The organism is Streptomyces sp. NPDC093065 (genome assembly GCF_044754585.1).
Taxonomy (GTDB): domain Bacteria; phylum Actinomycetota; class Actinomycetes; order Streptomycetales; family Streptomycetaceae; genus Streptomyces.
This window is the reverse complement of sequence record NZ_JBIVPJ010000011.1, coordinates 211,530-223,574: the sequence shown is the minus strand read 5'-3', so window position 1 is coordinate 223,574 and position 12,045 is coordinate 211,530. Positions and strand designations below refer to the sequence as shown.

11 protein-coding genes are annotated in these 12,045 nt (G+C 74.3%); 7 read left to right on the top strand and 4 right to left on the bottom strand.

Annotated elements, in window-relative coordinates; translation table 11 throughout:
- Positions 1–73 precede the first annotated feature (73 nt).
- Complete coding sequence (locus ACIQFU_RS21020; RefSeq protein ID WP_402553406.1) at positions 74–769, bottom strand: GntR family transcriptional regulator; 696 nt, start codon at positions 767–769, stop codon at positions 74–76.
- A gap of 128 nt (positions 770–897) precedes the next feature.
- Here ACIQFU_RS21020 and ACIQFU_RS21015 point away from each other — a divergent pair, with 128 nt between their 5' ends.
- The 5 genes from ACIQFU_RS21015 to ACIQFU_RS20995 are packed head-to-tail and all read left to right on the top strand — an operon-like array spanning position 898 to position 5,375.
- Positions 898–2,220, top strand: a complete 1,323-nt coding sequence (locus ACIQFU_RS21015; protein ID WP_402553404.1) for an MFS transporter — start codon at positions 898–900, stop codon at positions 2,218–2,220.
- Positions 2,217–3,050, top strand: a complete 834-nt coding sequence (locus ACIQFU_RS21010; protein ID WP_402553403.1) for a putative hydro-lyase — start codon at positions 2,217–2,219, stop codon at positions 3,048–3,050. Before ACIQFU_RS21015 ends, ACIQFU_RS21010 begins: the two co-directional genes overlap by 4 nt.
- Before the next feature lie 59 nt (positions 3,051–3,109).
- Positions 3,110–3,868 (top strand): LamB/YcsF family protein, encoded by a 759-nt coding sequence (locus ACIQFU_RS21005; protein WP_402553401.1) that lies wholly within the window; start codon positions 3,110–3,112, stop codon positions 3,866–3,868.
- Positions 3,865–4,509: an allophanate hydrolase subunit 1 gene (locus tag ACIQFU_RS21000; RefSeq protein WP_402553400.1), complete on the top strand. Its 645-nt coding sequence runs from the start codon at positions 3,865–3,867 to the stop codon at positions 4,507–4,509. Before ACIQFU_RS21005 ends, ACIQFU_RS21000 begins: the two co-directional genes overlap by 4 nt.
- Positions 4,506–5,375, top strand: coding sequence for a biotin-dependent carboxyltransferase family protein (locus tag ACIQFU_RS20995; RefSeq protein ID WP_402553398.1), 870 nt, complete (start codon positions 4,506–4,508; stop codon positions 5,373–5,375). The genes ACIQFU_RS21000 and ACIQFU_RS20995 overlap by 4 nt, the downstream gene beginning before the upstream one ends.
- A gap of 384 nt (positions 5,376–5,759) precedes the next feature.
- On the opposite strand, the gene ACIQFU_RS20990 is transcribed toward ACIQFU_RS20995, so the two are convergent.
- Together ACIQFU_RS20990 and ACIQFU_RS20985 are read right to left on the bottom strand one after the other, a co-directional pair.
- Positions 5,760–7,178, bottom strand: coding sequence for a HEAT repeat domain-containing protein (locus ACIQFU_RS20990; RefSeq protein WP_402553396.1), 1,419 nt, complete (start codon positions 7,176–7,178; stop codon positions 5,760–5,762).
- A gap of 334 nt (positions 7,179–7,512) precedes the next feature.
- A complete protein-coding gene (locus ACIQFU_RS20985) occupies positions 7,513–7,905 on the bottom strand; it encodes an ankyrin repeat domain-containing protein (protein ID WP_402553394.1) in 393 nt (130 codons plus the stop codon).
- Positions 7,906–8,186: 281 nt separating this feature from the next.
- On the opposite strand from ACIQFU_RS20985, the gene ACIQFU_RS20980 reads away from it, so the two are divergent.
- Positions 8,187–8,381: a hypothetical protein gene (locus ACIQFU_RS20980; protein WP_115741101.1), complete on the top strand. Its 195-nt coding sequence runs from the start codon at positions 8,187–8,189 to the stop codon at positions 8,379–8,381.
- A 52-nt stretch (positions 8,382–8,433) separates the two neighbouring features.
- Positions 8,434–10,179: a hypothetical protein gene (locus ACIQFU_RS20975; RefSeq protein ID WP_402553392.1), complete on the top strand. Its 1,746-nt coding sequence runs from the start codon at positions 8,434–8,436 to the stop codon at positions 10,177–10,179.
- A gap of 289 nt (positions 10,180–10,468) precedes the next feature.
- On the opposite strand, the gene ACIQFU_RS20970 is transcribed toward ACIQFU_RS20975, so the two are convergent.
- Complete coding sequence (locus tag ACIQFU_RS20970; RefSeq protein WP_402553391.1) at positions 10,469–11,968, bottom strand: PLP-dependent aminotransferase family protein; 1,500 nt, start codon at positions 11,966–11,968, stop codon at positions 10,469–10,471.
- Positions 11,969–12,045: the final 77 nt, after the last annotated feature.

Sequence of the window (12,045 nt, the reverse complement as noted above, 5' to 3'; positions counted from 1 at the left end):
CGGTCTGACATCGACCCAAACGACGCAGATGGGCCCCTTGACGGCCGGGGCCGGCCGCCGTGCGCGTGCCGCCCTACGCGTCGTCCCCGACCCGACGCAGGTAGACCTCGACGACGCGCTTCAGCGAGTTCTCGAGGTAGACCGCCAGCAGTCGCGCCGCCTCCTCCCGCTCACCGCTCTCCAGGGTCGCGAGGAGCTCCGCGTTCCGGGCGATGTACGGCTCGTGCAGGCGGCGCGGGTCGTCCACGACGTGGAAGGCGAGGCGCAGTTCGGCGAAGACGCTGCGCATCAGTTCGTCGGTGCGTTCGCTGCCGGCGAGGGCGACCAGCTCCCGGTGGAAGTGGATGTTGGCCGTACCCACGCCTTTCCAGTCACCTTCACGGGCCGACCGCCGCCCGTCCTCGACGGCTTCCGCGAGTCCGTCCAGCGGGTACGGCGGCTCGCCCAGGCTGCGGACGACGGCGCACTCGACGAGAGAGCGGGTGCGGTAGATGTCCTCGACGTCCTCGACCGTCAGGACGCGGACGAAGACGCCCCGGTTCAGCTCGTGGACGAGCAGGCGTTCATGTGTGAGCAGGCGGAACGATTCGCGCAGGGTGTTGCGGGAGACGCCGAGGGCGCCGCCGATGCTGTCCTCCGAGAGCCGGGTCCCGGGTGGGAAGTAGCCCTCCGCGATGCGGCTCCTGAGGATGTCCGAGACCCGCTCGGCGGTGCTGGTCCGCCCGAGGAGGGCACGGTCGTCGGCCAGTCCCGTCAACTGCTCTGCCATGCCCGGAATTCAATCGCAGATACCAGAACGAAACAACAGGGGTATTGAAGGATCGTTGAACGATCCCCTACGGTGCCACCAAGTACCGCTCGACCAGCACCCTCCGTCCTCCCACTGCGAGGTGCACCATGAGCACACCCCCTCCACCCCAGGCCGCGACCGCCGGCACCCGTCCCCCGGGCGCACCCGAACCCGCCGCCGACGACGGCCCGTTCGGCTGGCTGCGCGCCCTCGGTCCGCGGGGCCGCCGCGCCTTCGGTGGCGCGTTCGGCGGTTACGCCCTCGATTCGTACGACTACTTCACGCTGCCGCTGACCATGGTCGCGCTGGCCGCCTACTTCGGCCTGGACAGCGGTCAGACCGGGCTGCTCACGACGGTCACCCTGGTCGTCTCGGCGATCGGCGGAGCGCTCGCCGGAGTACTGGCCGACCGCGTCGGCCGGGTCAGGGCACTGCTGCTCACCGTGATCACCTACGCCGTGTTCACGGTGGCCTGCGGTTTCGCGCCCAACTACGAGACGCTGCTCGTCTTCCGCGCCCTCCAGGGCCTCGGCTTCGGCGGCGAGTGGGCGGTCGGCGCCGTGCTGGTCGCCGAGTACGCGAGCGCCAGGCACCGGGGGCGCACGCTCGGCGCGGTCCAGAGTTCCTGGGCCGTCGGCTGGGCGCTCGCGGTGGTCGTGTACACCCTGGTGTTCTCACTGGCCGGGGACGACCTGGCCTGGCGCGTCATGTTCTGGACGGGCGCGCTCCCGGCCCTGCTCGTGGTGTGGGTGCGGCGCAGTGTCCACGACGCGCCCAAGGCGGCGGAGGTGCGCGAGAAGAGCCGGGGCAAGGGCTCGTTCGCGGCGATCTTCAAACCGGGCACGGCGGACTCCCCCGGCCTGTTGCGCGTCACGCTCTTCGCGAGCCTGCTCTCCACCGGTGTCCAGGGCGGCTACTACACCCTCGCCACCTGGGTGCCGACGTACCTCAAGGACGAGCGCGACCTGTCGGTCGTCGGCACCGGCGGCTACCTGACGTTCCTCATCTCGGGTGCCTTCATCGGCTACCTCGCCGGCGGCCACCTGACCGACGTGCTGGGCCGCAGGCGCAACATCTGGCTGTTCGCACTGCTGTCGGCGGTCTGCATCCTGGCCTACGCGAACATTCCCAGCGGCTCCGACACCCTGCTCCTGGTGCTGGGTTTCCCACTCGGCTTCTGCATGTCGGCCATCTTCAGCGGGTTCGGTTCGTACCTGAGCGAGCTGTACCCGACGGCGGTGCGGGGCGCGGGCCAGGGCTTCACGTACAACACCGGGCGCGCCGTGGGCGCCGTCTTCCCCACCACGGTCGGTTTCCTCGCCGACGGCTGGGGCGTGGGCGGCGCGCTGGTCTTCGGCGCCATCGGTTACGGCATCGCGGCGCTGGCCCTGCTGGGGCTCCCGGAGACACGCGGAAGGGAACTGGCATGAACCACCCGCACCCCGCGACCGGGGACCGGCCGCTCGCCCTCGTCGACGCGCACACGCACGCGTGGAGCCCGAAAACGGCCCGCGCCCGTTTCCGGGAGGGGCTGACCGGCCCCACGGCCGGGGTCGCCGCCGGCCACACCCAGGCCAACCTGATCTCGGTGCCCGCCGACTGGGCGTACGACATGCTGCTGTTCTGCACCCGCAACCCGCAGCCGTGCCCGGTCCTGGACGTGACGGACGCCGGGTCCTGGACCACCGTGCTCGCCGACGGTGCGGACCTGCGCACCGATCTGCCCCGCTACCGGGTGTGGCGGGACGGCGAGCTGGTGGACGAGCCGACGGACGTGCGCGAGTACTGGCGGGACGACCTGGTGACGTTCCTGATCGGCTGCAGCTTCACCTTCGAGTGGGCGCTGGCCACGGCGGGCGTCCCGATCCGGCACGTCGAGCAGGGCCGCAACGTCCCGATGTACGTCACCTCCCGCCGGTGCCGTCCGGCCGGGCGGCTGCACGGCCCGATGGTGGTGTCGATGCGTCCCGTGCCGCCCGCCCACCTGTCGGCGGCCATCCGCGAGAGCAGCCGGCTCCCGGCGGTGCACGGCAGCCCGGTGTACTGCGGCGACCCGTCGGTGCTCGGCATCGGCGACCTGGACCGGCCCGACTTCGGCGACGCGGTGGAGCGCGAGCCGGACGACATCCCCGTGTTCTGGGCCTGTGGCGTGACTCCGCAGGCGGCGGTCATGGCCTCGCGGCCGCCCTTCGCGCTCACTCACGCGCCGGGGCAGATGTTCCTCACCGACGCCCGTGACGAGCAGTACCGCGTGGGCTGATGCGGGACGCGACGGCACGGTCCGGTACCGACCGCGGCGACACCGGGGAGACTGGAGACATGACCTCGATCGACCTGAACGCGGACCTCGGCGAGGGCTTCGGCCGCTGGCGGCTCACCGACGACGAGGGGCTGCTGTCCGTCGTCACCAGCGCCAATGTCGCCTGCGGCTTCCACGCCGGGGACCCGGCGACCATGCGCCGGGTGTGCGCACTCGCGGCCGAGCGGGGCGTGACGATCGGCGCACAGGTCTCCTACCGGGACCTGCCCGGTTTCGGGCGGCGCGCGATGGACGTGCCGCCCGCCGAGCTGGCGGCGGAGGTGGCCTACCAGATCGGCGCCCTGGAGGTCTTCGCCCGGGTGGCGGGCACACGCGTGGCGTACGTCAAGCCGCACGGCGCCCTCTACAACCGGGTGGTCGGGGACGAGGAGCAGGCCGCCGCGGTCGTCGACGGCGTGCTCATGGCGGGCGGCGCCCTGCCCGTCCTCGGGCTGCCCGGCTCACGCGTGCTGGAGCGGGCCGGCCGGGCGGGGCTGCCGGTCGTCCCGGAGGCGTTCGCGGACCGGGCGTACACCGACGAGGGCACCCTCGTGCCGCGCGGTCAGGAGGGCGCCGTGGTCGCCGATCCGGACGCCGTCGTGGAACGCGCGGTGGGGCTGGCCCGCTCCGGCACGGTCACCGCCCGTTCGGGGGCGCCGGTCGGAGTCCGGGCGCGTTCCCTGTGCGTGCACGGCGACACGCCCGGGGCGGTTGAACTGGCGCGCCGGGTCCGTGACCGGCTGGAGGCGTCCGGCGTCCGTGTGGAGGCCTTCGCGTGAACGTCCTGCGGGTCGGTGACGGCGCCCTGCTCGTCGAGGTGTCCTCGGGCGAGGAGGCGCAGGCGCTGCACGCGGAGCTTCTTCGGCGCCGCGCGGAGGGCATGCTCGCGGCCGGGGAGATCGTCCCGGGGGCTCGCACCGTCCTCCTCGACGGCCTCCCCGACCCTGGCCGGATCTCGTCCGAGCTGACGGCCGCCGAGGCGCCGCCCGCTCCCCCGCGCGCGGGGCACGTCGTGGAGATCCCGGTCCGCTACGACGGCCCGGACCTGGCCGACGTGGCCGCGCACTGGGGCGTCGCGCGGGGCGAGGTGGCGCGCGTCCACGCGGGCACCGAGTTCCGGGTCGCCTTCTGCGGGTTCGCGCCCGGCTTCGGTTATCTGACCGGCCTCCCGGCGCGCTACGACGTGCCGCGCCGCGACACCCCGCGCACCGCCGTGCCCGCCGGTTCGGTGGCGCTGGCGGGGCCGTACACGGGCGTGTACCCGCGTTCGTCGCCGGGCGGCTGGCAGCTGATCGGCAGTACGGACGCCGTGCTGTGGGACCACACGCGCGTGCCGGCGGCCCTGTTGTCGCCCGGCACGCGCGTGCGGTTCGTTCCCCTGGGAGGCCAGGGACTTCTGGGAGGTCAGGGGCTTCCATGACGGATCGCGCGCTCACGGTCGTCCGGGCCGGGGCCCTGACCACCGTGCAGGACCGGGGCCGGCCCGGCCACGCCCATCTGGGCGTCCCCCGCTCCGGGGCGCTCGACGCGCCCGCGGCGGCGCTGGTCAACCGGCTGGTGGGCAATCCGCCGGGGGCCGCCGTCCTGGAGACCACGCTCACCGGCTGCGCCCTGCGTGCGCGGTGTGCGGTGACGGTGGCGGTCGGCGGTGCTCCCTGCGCGGTGACGGTGGACGGGCGGCCGGCGTCCTGGGGCGCCGCGGTCGGCGTGCCGGCCGGAGCGCTGCTCGACGTCGGGGCGGCGGACTCCGGTGTGCGCTCCTACGTTGCCGTCTCGGGCGGCGTCCTCGTCGAGCCGGTCCTCGGCAGCCGCTCCACCGACCTGCTGTCGGGCCTCGGGCCACCGCCGCTCGCGGACGGCACGGTGCTGCCCCTGGGACGACCGGGCGTGCCGCACGCGCGCGTGGACGTCGCGCCGCAGCCGGCGCCCCCGGCGGAGCTGGTCCTGAGGGTGTCGCCCGGGCCACGCGCCGACTGGTTCACGCCGGAGGCGATGCGGGCGTTCACCTCGTCCGTGTACCGGGTGTCGTCCGCGAGCAACCGCATCGGACTGCGCGTGGACGGGCCCGCGCTGGAGCGCGCCCGCCCGGGCGAACTCCCCAGCGAGGGCACGGTGCTCGGCGCGGTGCAGGTGCCGACCGACGGACGGCCCGTGGTGTTCCTGGCCGACCATCCGACGACCGGCGGCTACCCGGTGATCGGCGTCGTGCGCACCACCGACCTCCCGGCGGCGGCCCAGGCGGCACCGGGGACACCGGTCCGCTTCGTGCCGACGGGCGGACGCTGACACAGTGCCACGCCGGGCCACGCCCCCCTTGCCGACGGACAAGCCCTAGCCACCCCGGCGCCCCGCGCTTCCCCGCCGCGCGATCCACGGTCCCGCCACCTCCCCGACGCGACACCCCCGCACAAAGACAGACCCAACCCCGCACCGCACCACCCGAACCACCTGAACGCCAGCCACCCGCCGACGGCATACGCACCACAGACGGGGACACCGAAGCGCAGACGGGCCCCGGCACCCCGCGCGCCGGGGCAAACGCTCCGGCCCGCGCGGTCCGGCGTCCTGGCCTCCCCGTGTGAGGAGGCCGGTCGGCCCCAGGACGGGCCACCCGCCCGTGCGGCAGGGCCGATCGCAGCGGCGGCACCGCGCTCATCGGTACCGCGGTGCTCACACGGCGGGGGCGTCCGGGCCGAAGCGGCTGCGTACCGCCGTCTGGACCTCGTCCTCCTCGGCCGGGTCGGTGGCGAGCCTGCGCAGGCGTTCGACGACGCGGTTGTCGCCGGTCTCGGCATGGCGGGCGGCGAGTTCGCGGGTGGTCTCCTCGCAGTCCCACAGGCACTCGACGGCGAAGCCCGCCGCGAAGGACGGATCCGTGGCGGCCAGCGCGCGGGCGGCCCGGCCGCGCAGGTGGGAGGAGGCGGTTTCGCGGTAGATGTGTCGCAGTACGGGAGCGGCACAGGCGATGCCGAGCCGTCCGGTGCCGTCGACGAGGGTCCACAGGGTCGGCGCGTCGGGGCTTTCACCGCGTACCGCCTCCCGCAGCGCGGCGAGGACGAGATCCCGGTCCTGGGCGGCACCCCGGCAGGCCAGGACCCGCCCGGCGGCGGCGCCCAGGGCGTCGGGCCGGTGCACCCAGCCGCGTGCCCGGTCGACCGCGGCGAGGCTGCGCATCCGCTCGTAGGCGGCGACGGCGGCCTCCACGACCGGGACGGAGCCGGTGGCCACGGCGCCCTCGATCAGGCCGAGGACGTCCGGGTCGTTGGCGTCGGCGAGGTAGCGCAGGGCGGTGCTGCGGGCGCCCTCGGTGCCGGTCCGCGCGGCCTCGACGATCTCGGACCGGTCCTCGGGGCCCGCGACGGCCGTGAGGCAGCGGGCGGCCGGGACGTGGAGCGGGGTGCCGCGCTCCACGCCCTGCTCGGCCCACTCGAACACGGCCCGCACGCTCCAGCCGGGGCGCGGGCCGCTGGAGTTCATCTGGCGCTGCCAGCGGTCGAAGCAGCCCGTCTCCTGGGCGGCACGCACCCGCGTGGCGATCGATTCGCGGGGGTCGTCGGCCCACAGACGCCAGGGCCGGGGTTCGAAGGCGTCCCGCACGGCGGCGGCCAGCTCGGCCTCGCCCTCGGCGTCGCGCGGGAAGCGGGCCAGCACGGGCGCGGCGAGGGCGCGCAGGCCGGCGTCGTCGTCGCGCAGCGCCAGCTCGTCGAGGGCCCACGCCCAGTTCACGCCGTGAGCGGCGTACCGGCGCAGCAGCTGGAGCGCGTCCAGCCTGCCGTAGGAGGCGAGGTGGCCGAGGACGGCGAGTGCCAGCCCGGTGCGCGACTCGTCGGCGTCCAGGACGTCCTCGGGGTCGAAGAGGTGGGCCTCGACCGCGTCCAGCTCGCCGTTGAGGTCGAGGTAGAGGCGGGCGTAGTAGAGGGAGCGGTTCTCGACCTGCCAGTCGTGGCGGGGGTCGTGGAGCACACAGTGGTTCAGCGCCGCGAGCGCTTCGGCGCGCGGAGCGGTGAGCGCGTGCAGCGTGCCGTCGCCGCGACCCCGCTGAAGCAGGCCGAGCAGCGTACCGCTGGGCGCTATGACCGGATCGAACATGGGAAACAGCCTCACATCAAGCGTCGACGCAACCGGGGAGCACGCGTTACCTGGCCGTGCGCCAACACGTCGGATCGCCCGCCGTCTCTTGCTTGCCGAAGACCATGTTCCTCTGCCTCTCGTCGGTGGCCCTTGCGGGCCGTGTCACGGCCCGCGCGGTGCGGCAACATCTGCCCAGCCATCACGTCCGTGAACCACGTCGTCATGATGGCCCGGCGGTCACATCTGCCGCGACCGAAATTTCGGCGGCCCTGTACCGCCTCCCCCGTTTTCAGTGTCTTCCCTGGTCAGAAAGTGCGGAGCGGACCCCGACGGGCTCCGTTCCGCCGCCTCGTCAGGAGGCGCCGAACAGCTCCAGCAGGTCCGTCCGGGCGAACATCCGGGCCGTGTCGACGGCCGACGGAGTGCCCGCCGCGGGGTCCGCGCCGGCCCCGAGAAGCGCCTTGGTCACTTCCGTCTCACCCTTGAAGGCGGCTCCGGCGAGTGGAGTCTGACCCCGGTCGTTGACGCGGTCGGCGTCGGCGCCGCGGGCGAGGAGCGCGCGGACCGCGTCGGCGTGGCCGTGGTAGGCGGCGAGCATGACGAGGGAGTCGCCGCGGTCGTTGGTCAGATCGGCCGGGACACCGGCGTCCACGTACGCCACAAGTTCCTCGGTCCTGCCCTGCCGGGCCAGGTCGAAGATCTTGGTCGCCAGCTCCACGACCTCCGGGTCGGGGGCTTCACTCATCGGCCGGACCACCTCTCACTGCGCAATCACTGCGAACGTGACGCCCGTCCTGGGGCGGACGGACGCCGGGGACAACGTGTGCGCACAGCCACGAGCGGTGTGGCCGTGCGAGTGAATCGCCAGGGTACTGGCTCGTGGGGCACCCGAGCGGACCAAGGACCTCTCGACCACCTGGGGTAAATCCGGCAACTTTCCCCCATTTGCACCTTTTATCGTATGGATACATGCTGTGAGCCTGGAAGTACTCATGGTGACTGTCCCCGTGAACCAGGAGAACTCACATGATCCTCTCGATCTCAGGCGTCGTCCTGCTCGGCATCGTCGTCTTCATCTTCTTCCGCAAGGACGGCCTCAAGGCCTCGCACCTTCTGGTCGCCGTCCTGTTCGGGTTCTATCTCGCGAGTACGGCCATCGCCCCGAGCATCAAGGCGGGCGGCGAGAGCCTGGCGGGCCTCCTCGGCGGCATCAAGTTCTGACGACCCGCTCCCCCGCCCGTCATCCGCACGTACGCACCTCCAGGAGGCAGCAGTGGCCCGGCGGCCCCTCCCCCGCATTCTGAGCAACGGCGGCGCACAGCTCGCCCGGAGCCGGGAGCTGGCCCGGACGGCGGCCGACAGCGCCACCGACGTCCTCCAGCCGCTGATCACGATCGCCCGCGGTCTGCGCCGACTGGCCGCGGCCGCTCGGCGCAGATGGACGGAGACCCCCAAGGACCGGCGCGGCGCACTGCTGTTCCTGGTGGCCTCGGTGGTCCTGGTCGTGGCACTCGTGCCGTACGGCCCGCTGCTCGCCGTCGTCGTCCTGATGGCGGCGGCGGCCTGGCAGGGCAGGGACCGCACCACGCCCGTGCCCACGGGTCCCGACGACTCGCAGAGCCGGCGTCTGCAGTCCCTCTACGAGGCGCTGGTCCCGTACTTCTCGATCGCGGAGGACCCCGACCCCCTCTACGCCCACGGCGGTGGGTGGGAGAAGGCGTTCCCGGCCCACGAGTTCGACGACGACGGCCGCGTCGCCCACCTGGTGATCCGCTACCCCGCCTACTTCACCGACGGCGAGGCGGAGTCCCGGGCCCGGATCGAGCACCTGCTCACCGCGAAGTCCGGCCGGGGCCGGGAGTACCGCTTCACGTGGGACGAGGAGGCCAACCACCTCTCCGTGGACGTGCTCCCCGCGCTCCCCACCGACATCGCCGCCCAGCGCTTCGTGACGGCGCCCGGTGAGACCGTCCTCGGCTTCACCGACCCGACCGGGGTCCAGCGCACGCTCCCGCTCACCCACGGCGCGGAGCAGCGGGACGTGCCGCCCGTCGTGTGGCGCACCGGTATCCGCTCGACCGAGCCCCACCTGCTGGTCCTGGGCCAGCCCGGCACCGGTACGTCCACGCTGCTGCGCTCGGTCGCCCTCCAGGCGCTGCACCACGGCGACCTGCTGATCGTCGACGGCGGCGGCACCGGGGAGTACGCCTGCCTGGTCGGCCGGGACGGTGTCCTGGCCGTGGAGTGCGGCCTCACCGGCGCGCTGACCAGCCTGGAGTGGGCTGCCGCCGAGACGGAGCGGCGTCTGATCTCCGTCAACCGGGCCCGGCAGCAGGGCCTGGCGGCGCCGGACGACACCCGGAGGCCCCTGTGGGTCTTCGTGGACCGTCCGACCGCGTTCACCCACCTCGCCGACGCGGACGGCCGCCGGGACCCACAGACCCTGCTCCAGATCCCGCTGCGGCACGGCCGGGCCGCGAACGTGACCGTGGTCGTCGCCGACCAGCTGGACGCCCTGGACGGCCTCACCGACGCCGTGCGGCAGCACACGCGCGCGCGTGTCGTGCTCGGGGCGGCGACGGCGGACGAGCTGGCGACCGCGCTGGGCGCTCCCCCGCACACCACGCCCGTCGACCAGGTCCCGCCCGGCCGGGGGTATGCCCGCCTGGGCACCGGCCCGGTACACCGCCTCCAGGTCCCGGCCACCCCGGACCCCTACGACGACGCGACGAGCGAGGCACACCGGCAGGCGGTGCTCGACCTGCTCCCCCCGCGCACGACACCGGCGGACGGGGAGCAGGCGCCCCTTCCTCCGGAGGCGGAGGCCGAGGCCGAGGCGAAGGCGGTCTCCATGGAGAAGGCGGAGAAGCAGGACTCACCGGCTCCCGCGACCGCGCGCGAGCCGCAGGAAGCCGCGGCGGACCCGGAGCAGGCCCCCGTGACGGTGGAGAAGGCGCCGGCCGAGCCGGCCGCCCGTGAGACGGTCCCCGCCGAGGCCGTCGCGGCGGAGAGCTCCTGACGCCGTGGCCGGGGCGGTGCGACCCACCGCTCCGCTCCGGCCCCCTCGCACAGCCGGCGCGGGTCCGGATCCTGCCCGCGCCCGCCGCCGAGAGCCCCGGCGGCAGGGGCGCCTCAGCCGGGTCGCACCGCGGACGCGGGTGCGGCACGCCGGTCCACGCCACCGCCGCCCGTGGCCGACGCGGCGCGTCGACGCCGTCCGGACCCCGGCGGCCGAACGGACCGGGCTCGGCCCGCCGGCGCTCACGGGTGCCGGTGGCGCTCCCGCGGCCTGCTCCGCCGGACCGGCCCTAGGCCACGAACGTCCGCGGTGCCTCGCCGCCGCCGACGCCCCCGTTCTCCACCAGGCGGGCCGCCGCGGCCAGCCGTACCGCCGCCTCCTCGGCGACGGGGCCGCCGACCGTGAACGGCAGCCGGACGTACCCCTCGAAGGCACCGTCGACCCCGAAGCGCGGTCCGGACGGGACGCGGACGCCCACCCGCTCCCCCGCCTCGGCGAGCCGGGAGCCCGACAGGCCCCCGGTCCGCACCCACAGGGTGAGCCCGCCCCCGGGCACCTCGAACTCCCAGTCGGGCAGCTCCCGCCGCACCGCGGCCACCAGCTCGTCCCGGTTCTGCCGGGCCTGTTCGCGGCGCACCGTCACGGCCTGCTCCCAGCCCCCGGTGCTGAACAGCCAGTTCACGGCGAGCTGCTCCAGCACCGGGGTGCCCAGGTCGGCGTACGCGCGCGCGGCGACCAGACTGCGGATCACGTCGGGCGCGGCACGGACCCAGCCGATGCGCATCCCGGCCCAGAAGGCCTTGCTCGCGGAGCCGACGGTGATCACCGTGGAGCCGGCCGGGTCGAAGGCGCACACGGGGCACGGCATCTCGACGTCGTCGTCCAGCCACAGCTCGCTCATCGTCTCGTCGGCCACGAGCACCGTCCCCGCCGAGCGGGCCGCGTCCACCAGGCGCCGTCGCTGGTCGTCGTCGGCGAGCGCGCCGGTGGGGTTGTGGAAGTCGGCGACGACGTAGGCGATGCGGGGCGCGGCGTCCCGCAGCACCTGGCGCCAGCGGTCCACGTCCCAGCCGGTGAGCCCCTCGGCCATCGCGACGGGCACCAGCCGGGCACCGGCCTCGCGCATCAGCTGGAGGATGTTGGCGTAGGAGGGGGACTCCACGGCGATGCGCTCGCCGCGGCCTCCGAAGAGGTGGCAGATGGCGTCGATCGCGCCCATCGCTCCCGTGGTCACCATGATCTGCTCGGGCATGGTGGGGATGCCCCGCGCGGTGTAGCGCTCGGCGATCATCGCGCGCAGCGCGGGCAGCCCGGCCGGATAGTCGCCGTGAGTGTGCGCGTACGGCGGCAGTTCCTCCAGGGCGCCCTGCACCGCGCGCGTGAGCCAGGGCTCGGGTGCGGGCAGCGCGGCACACCCGAGGTCGATCACCGAGCCGAGGGCCTCGGGCGGCAGCGGCTCGAGACCGCGGGCCGGGAGCGGGTTCCCGGCCGGGACCGCGGTCCAGCTGCCCGCGCCCCGCCGGGACTCCAGGAAGCCCTCCGCGCGCAGCGCCTCGTAGGCGGCGGCGACGGTGGTGCGGCTGACGGTGAGGGCGAGGGCCAGCTCGCGTTCGGCGGGCAGGCGGGCGGCGACCGGGACGCGGCCCTCCAGCACGAGCAGCCGGATGCCGTCCGCGAGCGCGCGGTAGGCCGGCGGTCGGCGCGTGCCGGGGCCGGCCGGACGGTCCTGCTGGGAGCCGAGCAGCCGGGCCAGCTGCCCCGCCCCCACGGCCGAGGTCCACTGCGCCATGGAAATCAGTCCACCTTCCCGGAATTGGCCATGGTTGACTCTCCTTCTCAGGCCACAGGGTGTCATGCGGCAGGCCA